At 56.4% G+C, this 16921-nt stretch carries 17 protein-coding genes; 9 read left to right on the forward strand and 8 right to left on the reverse strand.

What is annotated here, in order from left to right:
- Window positions 1-9: 9 nt before the first annotated feature.
- The 5 genes from KVG88_RS23505 to KVG88_RS23525 all read left to right on the forward strand — a co-directional run bounded on the left by KVG88_RS23505 (window position 10) and on the right by KVG88_RS23525 (window position 3762).
- Entirely contained in the window at window positions 10-894 is an 885-nt protein-coding gene (locus tag KVG88_RS23505) for a copper resistance protein B (protein ID WP_217872885.1), read from the forward strand.
- A 53-nt stretch (window positions 895-947) separates the two neighbouring features.
- Window positions 948-1331, forward strand: a complete 384-nt coding sequence (gene copC, locus KVG88_RS23510; RefSeq protein WP_150701153.1) for a copper homeostasis periplasmic binding protein CopC — start codon at window positions 948-950, stop codon at window positions 1329-1331.
- 3 nt (window positions 1332-1334) lie between these two features.
- The gene (gene copD / locus KVG88_RS23515) at window positions 1335-2255 is read left to right on the forward strand and encodes a copper homeostasis membrane protein CopD (protein ID WP_217872886.1); all 921 of its coding nucleotides are present in this window, start codon (window positions 1335-1337) and stop codon (window positions 2253-2255) included.
- Window positions 2256-2335: 80 nt separating this feature from the next.
- A complete protein-coding gene (locus KVG88_RS23520) occupies window positions 2336-3127 on the forward strand; it encodes a transporter substrate-binding domain-containing protein (RefSeq protein WP_217872887.1) in 792 nt (263 codons plus the stop codon).
- 206 nt (window positions 3128-3333) lie between these two features.
- Window positions 3334-3762 (forward strand): DUF2628 domain-containing protein, encoded by a 429-nt coding sequence (locus KVG88_RS23525; RefSeq protein ID WP_150701150.1) that lies wholly within the window; start codon window positions 3334-3336, stop codon window positions 3760-3762.
- A gap of 50 nt (window positions 3763-3812) precedes the next feature.
- On the opposite strand, the gene KVG88_RS23530 is transcribed toward KVG88_RS23525, so the two are convergent.
- A complete protein-coding gene (locus KVG88_RS23530) occupies window positions 3813-4031 on the reverse strand; it encodes a hypothetical protein (RefSeq protein ID WP_150701149.1) in 219 nt (72 codons plus the stop codon).
- Window positions 4032-4239: 208 nt separating this feature from the next.
- Between KVG88_RS23530 and dusA the strand changes: the two genes are divergently transcribed.
- Window positions 4240-5235, forward strand: coding sequence for a tRNA dihydrouridine(20/20a) synthase DusA (gene dusA, locus KVG88_RS23535; protein WP_217872888.1), 996 nt, complete (start codon window positions 4240-4242; stop codon window positions 5233-5235).
- A 50-nt stretch (window positions 5236-5285) separates the two neighbouring features.
- Here the strand turns inward: dusA and KVG88_RS23540 are convergent, their stop codons facing one another.
- On the reverse strand, window positions 5286-6122 hold the full coding sequence (locus KVG88_RS23540; RefSeq protein ID WP_217872889.1) for an undecaprenyl-diphosphate phosphatase: 837 nt from the start codon (window positions 6120-6122) through the stop codon (window positions 5286-5288).
- A 557-nt stretch (window positions 6123-6679) separates the two neighbouring features.
- On the opposite strand from KVG88_RS23540, the gene KVG88_RS23545 reads away from it, so the two are divergent.
- The 3 genes from KVG88_RS23545 to KVG88_RS23555 all read left to right on the forward strand — a co-directional run bounded on the left by KVG88_RS23545 (window position 6680) and on the right by KVG88_RS23555 (window position 10150).
- A complete protein-coding gene (locus KVG88_RS23545; RefSeq protein ID WP_217872890.1) occupies window positions 6680-7420 on the forward strand; it encodes a winged helix-turn-helix domain-containing protein in 741 nt (246 codons plus the stop codon).
- Between the two features lie 293 nt (window positions 7421-7713).
- Complete coding sequence (locus KVG88_RS23550) at window positions 7714-8373, forward strand: winged helix-turn-helix domain-containing protein (protein ID WP_217872891.1); 660 nt, start codon at window positions 7714-7716, stop codon at window positions 8371-8373.
- 382 nt (window positions 8374-8755) lie between these two features.
- Window positions 8756-10150 (forward strand): undecaprenyl-phosphate glucose phosphotransferase, encoded by a 1395-nt coding sequence (locus tag KVG88_RS23555; RefSeq protein WP_217872892.1) that lies wholly within the window; start codon window positions 8756-8758, stop codon window positions 10148-10150.
- A gap of 355 nt (window positions 10151-10505) precedes the next feature.
- On the opposite strand, the gene KVG88_RS23560 is transcribed toward KVG88_RS23555, so the two are convergent.
- The 6 genes from KVG88_RS23560 to galE form a co-directional block, all read right to left on the reverse strand.
- Complete coding sequence (locus tag KVG88_RS23560; RefSeq protein WP_217872893.1) at window positions 10506-12584, reverse strand: YjbH domain-containing protein; 2079 nt, start codon at window positions 12582-12584, stop codon at window positions 10506-10508.
- Window positions 12581-13342: a capsule biosynthesis GfcC family protein gene (locus KVG88_RS23565; RefSeq protein WP_217872894.1), complete on the reverse strand. Its 762-nt coding sequence runs from the start codon at window positions 13340-13342 to the stop codon at window positions 12581-12583. Before KVG88_RS23565 ends, KVG88_RS23560 begins: the two co-directional genes overlap by 4 nt.
- Window positions 13339-14004 carry a YjbF family lipoprotein gene (locus tag KVG88_RS23570; RefSeq protein ID WP_150701141.1) on the reverse strand — a complete coding sequence of 222 codons (666 nt, stop codon included), beginning with the start codon at window positions 14002-14004 and terminating at the stop codon, window positions 13339-13341. Before KVG88_RS23570 ends, KVG88_RS23565 begins: the two co-directional genes overlap by 4 nt.
- An 11-nt stretch (window positions 14005-14015) precedes the next feature.
- A complete protein-coding gene (locus tag KVG88_RS23575) occupies window positions 14016-15131 on the reverse strand; it encodes a polysaccharide biosynthesis/export family protein (protein WP_191630443.1) in 1116 nt (371 codons plus the stop codon).
- 90 nt (window positions 15132-15221) lie between these two features.
- Window positions 15222-15458 carry a hypothetical protein gene (locus KVG88_RS23580; protein ID WP_075945959.1) on the reverse strand — a complete coding sequence of 79 codons (237 nt, stop codon included), beginning with the start codon at window positions 15456-15458 and terminating at the stop codon, window positions 15222-15224.
- A 231-nt stretch (window positions 15459-15689) separates the two neighbouring features.
- On the reverse strand, window positions 15690-16706 hold the full coding sequence (gene galE, locus KVG88_RS23585) for a UDP-glucose 4-epimerase GalE (protein ID WP_150701139.1): 1017 nt from the start codon (window positions 16704-16706) through the stop codon (window positions 15690-15692).
- Window positions 16707-16921: the final 215 nt, after the last annotated feature.

Below are 16921 nucleotides of genomic sequence, written 5' to 3' on the forward strand. Positions count from 1 at the left end.
GCGCCCATCATGATCAGACTTACCTCCGTTGCCATGGCCTTGATTACCGGCCTGCCGTTTTCTCACGCTCTGGCCGCCACTGACGACATGCAGGGCATGGATCACAGCCAGATGAGCGGCATGGATCACGGCCAAATGCAGAGCATGGACGACGGCCAGATGCAGCCCGCGGCCCCGACCGAAAGTCGTACACCCATCGCACCGTTGACCGATGCAGACCGCGCCGCTGTGTACGTCGACCCGGCCGGGCACCGCGTGCATGACAGCGCACTCAACTCATACTTCCTCGCCGACAAACTCGAATGGCAGGACGCCGACGACGGCAGCGCCCTGGCATGGGACCTGTCCGGCTGGATCGGCGGGGACATCGATCGCCTATGGCTGCGCTCCGAAGGCGAACGCAGCAACGGCAAGACTGAAGACGCCGAAATCCAGGCGCTGTGGGGCCACGCAATCAGCCCATGGTGGGACGTGGTCAGCGGCATTCGTCAGGACTTCAAACCCGGCGTTGCGCAAACCTGGGCCGCGCTCGGCGTGCAAGGCATGGCGTTATACAACTTCGAAGCCGAGGCCACGGCGTTCATCGGCGAAGGCGGCCAAAGCGCCATGCGGCTGGAGGGCGACTACGACATCCTGCTGACCAACCGATTGATCCTGCAACCGACCGCAGAGCTCAACGTCTACGGCAAGAACGACCCGCAACGAGGGATCGGTTCAGGCCTGTCGAACAGCGAAGCCGGCCTGCGCCTGCGCTACGAAATCCGCCGGGAGTTTGCGCCCTACCTGGGCGTCACCTGGAACCGCACTTACGGCAAAACCGCCGATTACGCCATGGCTGAAGGCGAGGTCCGCAGCGAGGCGCGGCTGGTTCTCGGCGTACGCCTGTGGTTCTGAACCCCGATACCTACACTAAAAAAACAGCCGCATTGAGCGGCAAGAGGCCTTGCATGCACATCATCAAAACCAGCGTTTCAACTGTCTTGCTGTCTGCCGGATTGCTGCTCAGCACCCTCGTTCAAGCCCATCCGAAATTGCTCTCCTCCAGCCCCGCCGAAGGTGCGCAAGGTGCGGCGCCGGGCACCATCGAACTGCACTTCTCCGAGAACCTGGTCACGCAGTTCTCCGGGGCAAAACTGGTCATGACCGAAATGCCTGGCATGGCGCATTCGCCCATGCCCATGAAAGCCAAAGTCAGCGGCGGCAGCGACCCGAAAACCATGCTCATTACCCCACTGTCGCCGCTGCCCGCCGGCACCTATAAAGTCGAGTGGCGCGCCGTGTCTTCGGACACCCACCCAATCACCGGCAACGTTTCATTCAAAGTGAAGTGATTGATGAGCGACTCGGCCAACATCGTTCTGCGCTTTTTGTTGTACGTGGATTTGATGCTGCTGTTTGGCATCGCGCTGTTCGGGTTGTACGGCCTTAAAAAGCAGGAACGGATTTCGGACGCCGTCCTGCCCTTAAGAGCCTTGCTGATCGGTTCGGCCATTAGCGGGGTGATGCTGTCCGTCGTTGGCATGGTGCTGATGGTCAGTGCCATGAGTGGCGAATCGAACCTTGGCGAACTGCGCCCGCACCTGACAATGATGCTGCGTGAAACGGACATGGGGATGGCCTGGATGACTCGGCTCATTGCCTTGTTCATCGCAGCCTTGGTGATGCTGTTCAGCACTCGCGCACCTGAACTTGCCTTATGGGTGGCGGCCACCGCTGGCGGCATTGCCCTCGCCTCCCTGGCCTGGAGCGGGCATGGCGCCATGGATGAAGGCATCTGGCATTTCGCCGCGGATATCCTGCACCTGCTGGCCGCAGGCGCCTGGCTGGGAGCCTTGATCGCGTTCACCTTGATGTCGCAAAGCAGAAACCTGCAATCGGAAAACCACGTCCGCCTGCTGGCCCGTGCGGTCATGCGATTTGAATTCGTGGGCGCACTGATCGTGGCGATCATCGTCGTCACCGGCGTGGTGAACTACCTCTTTATTGCCGGACCAAACCTCGACGACGTGCTTCCAAGTACCTACGGGATTTTGCTGTTGATCAAAGTCGCGCTGTTCGCCGGCATGCTCGCACTGGCCGCACTGAACCGTTTCCACTTGGGGCCGCTGCTGCAGCAATCATTGCGAGACGGGCAGTACAGCGTGGCGGCGAATACATTTCGCCGCAGCGTCAGGGTGGAGTTGTTTGCCGCGGTGTTGATTGTCGGGTTGGTGGCGTGGCTAGGAACGCTGAGCCCACAAATGGGCGAGTCGTAACCATCACCCGTTTTTGAGTCGAGCGGAGTTTTCACTACACTCCCTGCTCCAAGCCACTCAATCACAAAAGCCCTATAACAATGAAAAACAGCAAAAGCACATTGATGCTCGGTGGCCTGCTCGCCCTGTCGTTTGGCGTCCACGCACAGCAAACCCCGTCCCATCTCGACAGCGTCATTCAACAAGGCCAACTGCGGGTGTGCACCACCGGCGACTACAAGCCCTACACCTACAAAGCCGAGGACGGCGAATACTCCGGCATCGACATTGCCATGGCCCGCTCCCTCGCCGACAGCCTTGGCGTTAAGGTCGAATGGGTGCAAACCACCTGGAAAACCCTGATGCCCGACATGCTGGCCGGCAAATGCGACATCGGCATGGGCGGCATCTCGGTGACCCTCGACCGGCAGAAAAAAGCCTTCTTCAGCACCACCCTCGACGTCGACGGCAAGATCCCGCTGGTACGCTGTGAAAACCAGGCGAAGTACCAGACCCTCGAGCAAATCAACCAGCCTTCGGTCCGCCTGGTCGAACCCGCGGGCGGCACCAACGAAGCCTTTGTTCACGCCTTCCTGCCCAAGGCGCAACTGAAGTTGCACGACAACGTGACCATCTTTCAGGAGCTGCTGGACAACAACGCCGACGTGATGATCACCGACGCGTCTGAAGCGCTCTATCAGCAAAAGTTGAAACCGGGACTGTGCGCGGTGAACCCGACGCAGTACATGCAATATGGCGAGAAAGCCTACCTGCTGCCCCGCGATGACAGCACCTGGAAAGCCTATGTGGACCAGTGGCTGCACTTGGCCAAGGTGACGGGTAATTACCAGAAAGTGCTCGGCCAATGGTTGGCGTTGCCTGAGAGCAAGTAACCGACTGCCTGCCCGTTTAATACCTGCAAGCCGTGACGTACAGCCTGTCGAGGCACTTTGTCATGGCTTGTTAAATCCTGTTACATGCAGGAAACTGCGCTCGCGCCGGTAGCAGTCCGGCCGCACGCAAGACGCGTTGACAAGCGCACCGAACAATCATTCGGTCGATGCCTCGACCGAGCAAAACCCTCAAAAAAGGACAGATCATGAGCAGCACGGATGAATTGCAAACCTACAACGTCAGCCCGAAATGGCAAGAACGTTTCGCTTTCTTTGATCAACACGGCTCCCCAAAAACACCGGAGTTCAAAGCCGCGTTCAAACAATTGCCAGCGCGCAAACGCATTCTGATCAACCTCAACTTCATCGCGTTTTTCTTCGGACCCATCTACCTATTCGTACTTGGACTGTGGAAAAAGAACCTGGCAATCATCGCGATCATCATCGCCACCTCTTTTATTCTGACACTGGTATTCACTCTGCTGGGTTACGACGAAGGACCCAAAGCCGTAAACACCGGCCTGAATGTCGTCTTCGCCCTGATGTACGGCCTGAGCGCCAACTACGCCTACTACCTGAAACAGGTCAAAGGCTCACAAGGCTGGAACCCTTTTGAAGGCTTGAGGATGCTCTGACCTTCACCCCGAATGCAGAACGGCGCAATCATCGCGCCGTCCTGCACCGATCAATCGTCATGCAGCAACCCCGAACTGTACTCACCAAAACTATTGCCCAGCGCACTGCCATGGAAATTCAACTGGCTGGCACTACGGGTTGGCCCCGGGCCAAAGCCGTTGGACAACTGCGAGTCATCCACATAACGGTGATCGGTACTCACACCGGAACAAGCGCTCAACAGCACAGCACCCGCGATCAGCGAGACTTTGATGAGGTTTGCGATCATTTTGCGTATTCCTGTGGAGTTGGATGCAGTTTGGAGAGGGGTTGGGATTGATCCTATGCCGGAGTTCGGTCATGCAGGATGAAACCTGACTCTGCGACAGCGCCGGTTCAGGAAGTGTTGAAAACAGCGCCTTGGGACACGTCCGCACCCACAAGCCCATTCCTGATAAACTCCCCCACCTCCCAGCCTCACCGATTCCAGATCCCCCATGTCCGTAAACAACGCTACACCCGCCCCGCTGTCCCGCCGGTTTTCGGTTGCGCCGATGATGGATTGGACTGACCGCCACTGCCGCTTCTTCCTACGCCTGCTGTCGAAAAATGCCCTGCTCTACACCGAGATGGTGACCACGGGTGCCTTGCTCAATGGTGATCACGAGCGTTTTCTGCGGCATAACGAAGCCGAGCACCCGCTCGCGTTGCAGTTGGGGGGCAGTGTTCCGCTGGATTTGGCGGCGTGTGCGCGAATGGCGCAGGAGCATGGGTACGACGAGGTGAACCTGAATGTCGGCTGCCCGAGTGATCGGGTGCAGAACAATATGATCGGCGCGTGCCTGATGGGGCATCCGCAGTTGGTAGCCGATTGTGTGAAGGCGATGCGCGATGCGGTGTCGATTCCGGTGACGGTCAAGCATCGTATCGGCATCAATGGGCGCGACAGTTACGAAGCGTTGTGCGACTTCGTCGGCACGGTGCGGGATGCCGGCTGCACCAGTTTTACCGTGCATGCGCGGATTGCGATTCTGGAGGGGTTGTCGCCGAAGGAGAACCGTGACATTCCGCCGTTGCGCTATGACGTTGCGGCGCAATTGAAAGCGGATTTTCCAGAGCTGGAGATTATCCTCAACGGCGGGATCAAGACGATGGAAGCCTGCCATGAACATCTGCAGACTTTCGACGGTGTGATGCTGGGCCGCGAGGCTTATCACAACCCGTATGTGATGGCTGAGGTGGATCAGCAACTGTTCGGCAGCACCGCGCCGGTGATCACGCGGGCCCAAGCGCTGGCGCAGTTGCGGCCGTACATTGCCGCGCATATTGCGGCGGGCGGCGCCATGCACCACATCACCCGGCACGTGCTGGGCTTGGGCACCGGGTTTCCGGGCGCGCGCAAGTTTCGCCAGTTGTTGTCGGTGGATATTCACAAGGCCAAAGACCCGTTGGCGTTGCTGGATCAAGCCGCTGAGTTGCTTGAAGGGCGTTAACTATTCGGAAAGTCATCCAGCCAGGCGGTTTCCACCGCCTGGCGTCACTGTCAGCCCGCAGCGGCGGCCGCCGTCCAGTTCACCCAACCGAATAGCCAGGTCGCCAGGATCAGCAGTCCGAAGGCGATCCGGTACCACGCGAATGCGGCATAACTGTGGTTCGCAATGAACTTGAGCAGCCCGCGCACAGCGATCATCGCGAAAAAGAAAGCAGTCACAAAGCCCAGGGCGAAAACCGGCAGATCGCTGTTCTGGAACAAGTCGCGGTACTTGTAGCCTGAGTACACCGCCGCGCCGACCATGGTTGGCATTGCCAGAAAGAACGAGTACTCGGTGGCGGCCTTGCGCGACAGGCCAAACAGCAAGCCACCGATGATGGTCGACCCGGAACGGGAAGTACCCGGCACCATCGCCAGGCACTGTGCGAATCCCACCTTTAGCGCATCCGTCCAGCGCATATCGTCCACATGCTCAATGTGCACCACATGGTCGCGCTGTTCTGCCCACAACATGACAATGCCACCGACAACCAATGCAATGGCCACGGTGATCGGGTTGAAGAGGTACTCGTGAATCTTGTCGGCAAACAACACCCCCAGAACCACAGCCGGCAGAAAACCGATCAGCAGGTTGAGGGTGAAGCGCTGTGCATTGCGTTGGGTGGGCAGTCCTTTGACGATGTCGATAATTCTGGGACGAAACTCCCATACGACGGCAAGAATGGCGCCCAGCTGGATAATTATGTTGAACGCCATGGCGCGTTCACCGCCAAACTCTAATAAATCTGCAACAATAATCTGATGCCCCGTACTGGAGATGGGCAAAAACTCTGTAAGACCTTCTACCGCACCTAAGATCAACACCTTTATAAGGGTCAAGAAATCCATTAATCCTCCGTCAGACCACCCTGGTAGAGCGCTCCGTTAACTACTATTCAGGTATTGAGCAACTGGACCAAACGCAACTGGCAAATTGACAGCCTTTACCCGACCCAGCGACGGAGAATAGGTCTTATCAAACATCACACTCAAGCCATGTTAATAATCGTCCGACTGGATAACTAATCGAGATAGGATTTGGACAGCGAGTCCCGAGCGCTTTCGCGCCCAATGAAACGTGACCCACCGCACACTATTTATATTTCTACGCAAAAGGACTAAATTCCTTAAATCACAAACCAGCGTACAAACAGTGGCAAAAAGACATTAAATAACCATCGTCAGAGCCCCAAAATAGTGGCACAATTCCATATTGCCACCATCTAACGCAGTTATTTTCACTAGTTCACTGCGCTGAGAAAATCAACTAAAAGCTTGAAAAGCTTAATTATTGTTAGAAAACTCGGGAGCCACGTCTAAAATCCGCGTGAATGTTACCAATTGTCAGTCACAGACGAGAACCGGTGCTTTAACATCCCGATGTCAGCACCTATTCGAGTCAATGCATGATGCTTACAGGGAACTTAGCGACTAGAAGCCAGCGCCAGACAAACGACGAACCGGGTGTACTCACCCTGGGTCGGACGCGTGGCGTGGCTGAACATTTTAGAGCCCTAGTCGCAAGGCACGTGCGGGCCGATATAGCACTTGATGCCAGCTCGTACACTCATTCATATAAGAAGAATGAGTACCAAGGCTCCTATCGGGCCATCTTCATCATCATCGATAGCCCACAGGCGCTCGAGGAAAGCCTCGCGGTGGTGGAAAACCTGCGCAATGTCCATCTAAAGCCCATCATATGTGCGGTCATTACCGGCCGCGGCGCGTTCAACAAGATGAAGTACTATCTTGCCGGAGCCGACTTTTGTATCAAGTTCAATACCCTCTCCGACGAAAGCTCTGAGTTGCTGGCCGACTTTTTCAGCAGTGAAGAATGGCAAAGAGATATCAATCTGATATTGGACCCGACTCGTATCTGCTTATTGGGCACCAGTAAAAAACTGGACATTTCATTTGCCGAAATGAAGATTCTGGAGGCCTTTGCGCAAACCAGTAATCACATACTAAGCCATGATGAAATCGCCGGTATCATGGGGCTTAACACCAATTTCTACGACCCTCGGGCGCTGGAAAAATCAATCAGCCGCTTGCGCGGTAAAATCAAAGACATGTACGGTACTAACGCGATCCAGAGCATCCGGGGGTATGGATACCGCCTGATGAGAGGGTTGATTTCGACCGTCTGACTCAGCGCCTTACAGGCGCTTTGGCATCATCTAACGGAATGTTTTTTCAACTATACAAAGATATCGGTTTCATCGTTTGATTTGTATTTTATACTTGCTGGCAATTTATCGATTCCATGACCGTGGCAACACTGAACCATAACAATAAAAAGATAGTCTATAGCAGATCGTGTGGAACCTATCGAGGGCCAATTTGGGCCCAGACCCTGCCTTTTCGATTACTTCCGAGGGAGTCTCTACTCCCCTGCCGATCATTTTTTTGCCAAATTTGGTGCGTACTTCAGGAGAGAGACATGGAAATTAGTACAACCCTCCCAAGGAAATACTTCGTTGTCGTCACCCACAGCACAACGTCGCAACGTGAACTAGAGACCATTCTGTCCAGTGAGCGTTTCAACTCATTTGGGACCTCCCAGGCACAAATGTTTGTTGAAGGAGTTGCCTCGCCCTCGTCGCCCCCCGTGCTGATGGAGTTCACTTACCCAAGCGTGACAAGGAAAAAAGTTGCGCAAAGTATCGAACATGATACGCAGCGAATACTGGCCACCCTCGAATCCGAATGGCTGGCCGCGCAATCAGAAAGTCCATTTCACAGCAAACCCGCCATGATTGCGGATGCCAGTAACAGCGCCCGAACAATCGAAGGTGACGCTCCTTGCAGCGAAGTCTGGCAACTCGACGATCATCAAGGCGCTCTGGTTAAAGAAGGTATCGAGATAAACCTGACCGGACTGGAAACTGCACTCGTCAGGAAAATGCTGAACCATGAAGAACGCGTCGTCAGTCGAGATGAGCTGATCCTCAGTATCGGCAGGGAACCGGAACAATACCGCGGTCTGGAGATGTGCCTCAGTCGCCTGCAAGACAAATTCAAAAGTGCCAGCAATGGTGAACGCTTGTTTCGTGCGGTAAGAAACCGTGGCTACTGCCTGATCCAGGAAGTGGTGTGCTGAACGCCTGTCTCCGGTAAACAATGCAAACATCAACAGTGCGACAACAACAATAAAAAAGCACTTTGTTTGTATCCTCCCTTCGCTAGAACCCTCCTGCCCCTCCCCTCCTACAATACCCAATACAACATCAAATATTCACCCCCTGCTGATCGACCATTTCTAACAACTCAACTGCTTGTATTTTTTATAAGTTGGCACTTTGCCATCTTGTTAGAACTCGTCAGACAGCATCCCCGGCAATAACTTAGTCTATTGACTGACGACAGTTCCGCATATCGGCGTTGTTACCTCAGGACACTCGCTCTAATAACAACAATAAGTCTATTAACAACTCGGATTTCAACTGTCGAAACCTGAATGGACGTCTTTTGGGGATATTCGTATGGATCTTTCTCTTCGTATCAATCGAAACACCGGCCTCAAGGGACTGACCTTTTGGGGCCAATGGGCATTGGCACAGGGCTTTGTTGTTTCATTGCTGTTCATACTCGCTGAACGGCAAACGGGCTCGGTCGAGTTCTACTATCGAATGTGCGCAACGCTGGCGGTGCTGGCCTCGGTTCCGGCTTACACCTTCAGTGGTGTTTATCGAAAAAGAGACAACTATCTGACGGGTCTGGGACGCTTGTTCATGGGCTGGTCCATGACCATGGCTGCGCTGGCTTGCATCGCATTTATCTGCAAGGCCGATGCGTTGTTTTCCCGGGAAGTGATTCTTGGCTGGGCGGTGTACGGTTTCCTCGGTCAGGCACTCCTGTACGCGCCGCTGCACGCGTTCTCCAAGTTCTATCAGCGCTCTCGTAAAAGCGAGCATAAAACCCTGATCGTCGGCACTGGCGAACTGGCCCTGGGTTTGGCAAATAAGCTGAGTCATCTGGAAAACCTGCCACTGGTGGGCCTGGTCAGTAACGGCAGCGTGCCCTCGCTTGAGCCAGGTGCGCCGCGCATCGTCGGTGCTCAGGAAGACCTGCTCGATCTGATCAAAACCCATGACATCCGTCGTCTGTACATCACCCTGCCCTTGTCGGAAGCGGCAAAAATCGAAGCCATGTACGTCGATTTGCTCGGTGCCAACGTTGACGTGGTGTGGGTGCCGGACTTGAACAGTCTGACGCTGCTCAATCACTCGGTGAAAGTCGTGGACGGCCTGCCGGCGATCTACTTGAACGAAAGTCCGCTGACCAGCCGCCCGACCGCGGCACTGAGCAAAAGCCTGGTGGAAAAAAGCGTGGCGCTGCTGGCCATTATCCTGCTGAGCCCGGTGTTGCTGGTCATTGCGTTGGCCGTGAAGCTCAATTCGCCTGGCCCGGTGTTCTTCAAGCAAGACCGCCATGGCTGGAACGGCAAGGTGATTCAGGTCTGGAAGTTCCGCTCGATGCGTGTGCACGATGATAAGGAGGTGAAACAGGCCAGCCGCAATGACTCTCGCATCACCGCAGTCGGTCGCTTTATCCGCCGCACTTCGCTCGATGAACTGCCGCAATTGTTCAACGTGCTGCAAGGGCACATGGCACTGGTCGGCCCGCGACCTCACGCCATCGCGCACAACCACTACTACTCCGGGAAAATCCTCGCCTACATGGCACGTCACCGAATCAAACCGGGCATCACCGGCCTGGCGCAGATCAACGGCTGCCGCGGCGAGACTGACACCATCGACAAGATGCAGAAGCGTGTAGAGATCGATCTGAAGTACATCAACAACTGGTCACTGTGGCTGGACCTGAAGATCTTGGTGAAGACACCGTTCACGTTGCTGTCGAAGGACATCTACTGAGGGTTTAGCGTTGCACGACGCAACACCGCAAGGGGACGCAAGTCCCCTTTTTTGTGGGCGCGATTTGGGGACGACGGAGTGCCAGACACAGGTGTATTGACTGGGCTGACGCCATCGCCAGCAGGCTGGCTCCCACAAGGGATTGGGTTGGGTTTGGTATTGGGTTCGATGCTGATCAGGGTGGGAGCCAGCCTGCTGGACCCCATAAGGGATTTGGGTTGGGTTTGGTATTGGGTTCGATGCTGATCAGGGGTGGGAGCCAGCCTGCAGGCGATGGCGTCAGGTCAGCCGGCATTGAGGCTGGATGTACTGACGCTAGCGCGAGCAAACTTGCTCCCAAGGTACGAGTCGGTCGTTATTCGGTGATCTTCTCGAAGTTGCGATAGAACATGTCGTCGTCGCGGCTGTCGGTCATCGAATGCAGCTGGAAGCTGCGATTCAGGCGTGCGCCGCCGTCTCGGGTCAATGGCGACCAGACGAGGTTGGCGCGGCGCATGGTCGACATGCTCATCAACTCGTCGAACGGGATGGACAGGTAGATGCCTTTGTCGAAACTACCTTCGCCATACTCGTTGCCGCTGGCGGTGGTGATCGTTGCCCAGGCGCCAAACCGCACACCGTTGGAAAACTCCCGCGAGATATCCAGCGTGCCGCCCCAGTCCCCAGCCAGGTAACGCCCGACGCTGACCGCCGCGAGCGTATCGAACGGCAAGTCGGTGTAGCCGGTGATGTGGCCGGTGACGACCGAATAATCACGCAGGCCAAAACCCTGGTCGAATTCACGCTGACGGACGTAGTTCAGGTCCGCCCCCAACGACCAGCGCTGGCCAGTCGGACGGAATAGCACCTCGCCCCCAACCCCGGCGAACATCGACTCCAGATAGCCACCGTAAACCATGCCGTACAGGTCTTTGTCCAACTGCTCGGCGTGGCTGACCTGGAACAGCGGCATGGTCACTTCGGAGGTCGTCAGGTATTGACGCAAATCCGTTCGCACACGGGGCAAACCGCTGGGTGCGTCATAGGTGAATTTGTCAAAGTTGTTCGCCAGGTTGGCGCTGAGCAAACCGTTCCACCAGGTGTTGCGGTTGAAGCGGTATTCGGCGTCCGCGTCGGCACTGAATTGATAGAGCAAGCCATCCGGGCCGCCGACGTTCTGCTTGAAGCCCAGCCCCACGCCGTAACTGAAAGGCTGTGGCGCTTCGGTGTAGAGAGTTTTTTCGTTGTGCGGCATCGCCGGATTGATCTCGGTGGTGCGGTGCAACGATTGCAATGGCTCCTCGTTGTTGATCACTTCACGGAAGGTTTGCCGCGGCACACTGGTCTCTTCCAGCGGCAGGTCGTAGCGCTTGTTGACCACGGTGAACCAGTCGATATCGTCGCTGACGCTGTTGTCCAGAATCCGGCTCGCACGGCCCACCGCTTTAGCCGAATGGAAATACCGCTGCTGTTCGCCATAGACAAACAACTCGGATCCGCGCTGACTGATGCGCTCGACTTTATAGCCGGCATTTTGTTGCAGGCGACGGGACACATCGGGCCAGTTGACCTCCTCCATATTCGTGCTTGGCGACTTCGCCGGCAGCGGTTCGGCCGGTGGGTCGAAGTTTTTTGCCGGTGCTTTGCGGCTGACGAAGTTGGTGTGGAAGGTGACGCCGAACATCGCGGTGTTGCCGCGCTCCCACGCCGCGCTGACGTCGATCGAGTCGGTCAGCTTGAACACCGCGCCGAGGTTGATCGGCGAGTCCTGTTTGATCTCGTTGTCCTTCGGTTCGTGCTTGTAATCGTTACCTTCGTATTCCAGTTTCAGGCTGAGCCGATCCCATGGCGTCTGGTAGCTCACGCCACCGAACAACGAAGGCTTGCCGCGAAAGTACGACCCGGCGTTGACGTCACCGGTACCTTCACTCTCAGGTCGGGTCTTGAAGCGATCACCGAGCGCACCCAGCGGGTTATCGAAGTCGCCGCGATTGCCGATGTAGCCCCAGGCAATACCGGCGCTGAAATCGAAATTGTCGTAGCGCTTGTTGGCGACCACAAATTCACTGGAGAACAAACCCGTACCGCCAATGTCTCGAAAGCCCAGCGCTACTTCGGGCGCCCAATGGCTCTCTTCCCACAAACGGGCCTTGAGGTCGACCGCCTTGTCCTTATAGCTCTGGCTGCCACTCAGCGAGTCAGGGCCGTAAGGTCGGTTGGTAATGGCGGTATAGCGAAACGAGCCTTCCAGCCATTCAAACGGCTGAAGCGACACGCTATAACGGCTGTAAGGATCGGTGCGGTTGGCATTCACGCTTATCTCACCGGCCGGCGCCATCCGCGCCGTCGGGGTTTGCCACAGACCCGCGCCACCGAAATCATTTTGAGTAATGCGTGGCTCTGCATGGGCCAGGCCACACGGCAATAACAATACGGCTGCAAAACGTAAATTCAACGAACCACCTCAGCCAGTTGCGTGGCAATAAATTCGGCCAACTGCTGATTCAGCTCAGGGACAGGCGGATCAAGATCATCATTTTTCACCGGTACCAGAATCTTGCTGCCGGCAACGGGAAAGTGCCCGCTCTCGCGATTCCAGTGCGCAATACCGACTCGCCGGACCCCACCGTCAGGCTGAATCAGCCACAGGTAATCGGCCTCGGCATCGGCCAGCGGTGTGCAACCTTGCAGATACTCGCGAGCCTCCAGTAACGGCTGATATGGCAAGTGGCAGGTTTCAGCGACAGCACCGAGCACTTCGACTTCATCGACACGTTTCGGGTAAATCAGGCGGTCGCCATCGTCGAGACGAATGTTGCGCGCGAAGCCGACTTCCACCGCGACCGGATCGAGATTGGCGATCTGACGCCCGGTAACGGGCATCTGCCGTACTTGCTCAGACAAACGCAGTGCCAGCGCTGCACGGCTTGGTTTGTCGAAGAGCGAAGCCATGCGCTGCAAAACGTCCAGATCAAACAACACGCCCGCCTTGAGTCGCGCCTGCTTTTCCAGCAACGACTGACGCAACAGGACACCCGCCAGCCAATACCCTTCGGCATTGGGCACGGCCACGTTGATGACATCGAGCAAGCGCCCGCCAGCCGGCAACTCGACCGGCCCGGGGTTGGCGACGTCACCGCTGACAGTGACAGCGGCCTGACTGAAGCTGGTGATCAACAGTAAACACGCCGATAGCGTTCCCAAGCGCTTCACGGGACATGCCTGCGGTTGGGGGTCAATTGCACGATCCTGACGCGCAACTGCGACGTCAGCTGTTGCTCGCTCTGCACAATGAAACCGTCGACGGGATCGACCCAATAACGATTGGTCGCCCGCAGGCCGATGGCCGGGGCATCAATCTGCTCATCGACACGCAGCACGCTGTATTCCTTGTTGAGAATGGTCAAGGTGTCCATGGATTTTCGGGAGAAGCGACTGTTAACGATCACCCCCACTTCCTGGCCCTTGTAGAGATCGATCCAGCGCCGGGAGGTGTAGCCATCGGCGACTTGATGAAGGCCTTGCTTGAACGGTGAGGTATCCGATAGACGCGTGCCGTCCAGGTCACCCTCCAGGCCCAGGCCGATGCTGCGCACGGCAAGGCCATCGCGCAGCAACAGCACTTGTTTGCCGGAAGCGACCCAGAACTGCAGGTCTTCACGCTCGCGCACCAGCGCCAACACCCCGGAGCCGGTCGGCGTGGTCAGTTTGATCTGCGGATAGTTGACCTCGGCCACTTGGGCTGGAGTCACGTCCACCTCATCCGGTCCGATCACCGCCGATTTGAGGTTGTTCAACGAAGCGCTCATCAGCGGGTTGCAGCCACACAACAACAGGGCCGCGCTCAGGCAGACGCCAACTTTCAACGTGTTCACAGTCGGCGACCTTATTTGCTGTTGTTACTGTATTCGCTCCAGTTCTTCGCAGCGGAAGCACCCGTACCGACAATCGACGCCGATGGCACCAATTGGCTGATGAAGCGGTTCCAGCGAGTCACATTGGCAGGCCCGACATAGACAACGTCCTGGGGGCGCACTTCGAAGTGCGTGGCAAGCGCCATGGCGGTCGGCGATTCAGCGTTCAATTGGTAGATTTTCGCCGGCTCCACGTCCAGGTTTTCAACCCCGCGGATGACGTACACCGCGTTGCCGTTGGAAGTGGTCTGGCTCAAGCCGCCAACCGAGCCGAGGACATCGGACAGGTTCATGGTGGCGGTCTTGAAGCTCAATGCGCGCGGCTGGTTGACCTCGCCCATGACGTAGATGCGCTTGTTGTCGTTGTATGGCAGATACAACTGATCGCCACCCTTGAGATAAACGCCCTGCAACTCGGAATCCTGCTGGTTGAGCGAGTCGAGATTGAGCGGATACACCCGTCCGTTGCGCGTCAGCGTCAGGCCGGACAAGTCAGCGTTGTTGGTATCAATTCCAGCGGAACCGAGGGCCTCGACCACGCTCAGGGGATTGGTGGAAATCGCTTGCGGACCGCCCTTGGCCACGGCGCCGGTCACCACGACTTTCTGACTGGCGAAACGCAGCACCGCGACATCTACCTGCGGCTCGGCGATGAACGCCGACAGGCGTTGCTCGATGTCAGCGCGCAGTTGCTGGATCGTACGCCCGGCGGCCTGGACTTCCTTGATGTACGGGTAATACAGCGTGCCGTCGGAGCGCACCAGCCGGCCGTTGGCATCGATCTGTTGTTGCGCGCCGGACGGGGCTGTCAGCTCAGGGTGATCCCAGACCGTGATGTACAAGACATCGTTGTTACCGATGCGGTACTCGGCCGGAGTCGCCAACAGTTCCGCCGGCAGCGACTCACGCTTTTGCGTGGTGCGGGTGGTGGAAATCAGCTTGGGGGTAATCGGGATCAGCTCGACCCGGCTGCTTTCACTGGCCCCTTGGCGGGTGATATCACTGGTGCTCAGGTATTGGCCGGGGGAAAACATGCAACCTTGTAAAGCGAGACTTGCCAACATTAAAAGAGAAAAACTACGAGTCATAATGGCACTACGCTATTCAAGGGCGAATCTAAAAAAGAAGTCACCCGACTTGCGTCGGGCGACCCTGTACTGCACTAACAAAAACGTCTGTTAGTTATGCGTGCCGGTGGTGCCGGTGGTACCGGTCGTACCGGTGGTACCGCCGTTGGCACTGCCACCACTATTGGACGCCGCTATTGCACTGGCAACCATGGCAGTACTGGCTGCAGGGGCTTGAGAAGCCGCTACACTGCCACCAACATTGGTCACCGCAGTCAGCGGCGTTTCAGCTGCGGCAGCCCAGTTGCTCAACATCGTCAACAAGGCAATCGCCATCACTTTTTTCATATCAACTCCTTTCTAACATTCGACCCGATTAAAACCGGATGTTCCGTTAGAGTTGGTAGAGTTCAAGTCGCGAAAAGTGCGAACAAGATCCGTCATTCATTCACAGTCCTACCTGACTGATAAACGTCAAACGGCAGGTTTATATCTACGGATATGCAAAAGGCATTTCCAGTGTATTTTCCCGACGATATCTAACAACCTGACTGGAAATAACATTAGGCCAAAACGACATCATCCGAGATAACCCTTGGGATGATTCGATTGCCAGCGCCAAGTGTCAGTCATCATTTCCTGCAAATTGCGCGTTGCCTTCCAACCCAGTTCTTTCGCCGCCTTGGAAGGGTCAGCCCAACATTGCGCAACATCACCCGAACGACGCGGCATCATGCGAAACGGCACCGGTTGCCCACTCGCCTCCTCGAATGCCCGCAGCACTTGCATCACGCTGTAGCCATCGCCCGTACCGAGGTTCCAGGTATGGATACCGGTGCGCCCGGCGATGGACTGCAATGCCTTGATGTGCCCATCCGCCAGGTCCACGACGTGGATGTAGTCGCGTACGCCAGTGCCGTCGACCGTAGGGTAATCGTCGCCGAAGATCGACAACTCCTGCAGGCTGCCGACCGCCACCTGGCTGATATAAGGCACCAGGTTATTGGGAATGCCGTTGGGGTCTTCACCCATGTGACCACTGTCATGAGCGCCGATCGGGTTGAAGTAACGCAACAGGGCGATGCTCCAGCGCGGCTCCGCCTGGCTCAAGTCGCGCAGCACGTTTTCGACGATCAGCTTCGATTGGCCATAGGGGTTGGTCGGATTACCGGTCGGGAAGTCTTCGCGGATCGGCATCTGCTCTGGCGCGCCATAGACCGTGGCCGACGAGCTGAACACCAGGCGAAACACCCCCGCAGCGGCCATCGCCTGGCACAGGGTGATGCTGCCGCTGACGTTAGTCTCGTAATACTCAAGCGGCTTGCGCACGCTCTCACCCACCGCCTTGAGCCCGGCAAAATGCAGGACCGCATCAATTGCGTGCTCCCGAAAAATCCGGTCCAGCAAAGCCCGGTCGCACACATCGCCGCGAATCATCAGTGCACGCTTGCCGCATATGGCTTCCACCGCATGCAAGGCCGCATCGCTGCTGTTGCAAAGATTATCCAGCACTACAACTTCATAGCCTGCTTCAAGCAGCGCGAGTGTGGTGTGCGAGCCGATATATCCGGCTCCACCCGTTACCAGAATTTTCATAGTGCGGTCCATTGAGAGATAAGTACTCAGTAGCGTGTCAAGCCCCATGTATTGAAGATGCGTGATGCACCACACAAACAAGGGCGACAACAACCTAAAACAAATTTAGTTCAACGACTGGCAATAAATATTTTTGCAGGTCAAACTGTATTGCCCGGTACTTATTAGCACTCCGATGCTTTCCTCACTATCAACAGATACCGACTAAAAATAAC

Origin of the sequence: Pseudomonas azerbaijanoccidentalis (assembly GCF_019145495.1) — a bacterium.
Classification (GTDB): domain Bacteria; phylum Pseudomonadota; class Gammaproteobacteria; order Pseudomonadales; family Pseudomonadaceae; genus Aquipseudomonas; species Aquipseudomonas azerbaijanoccidentalis.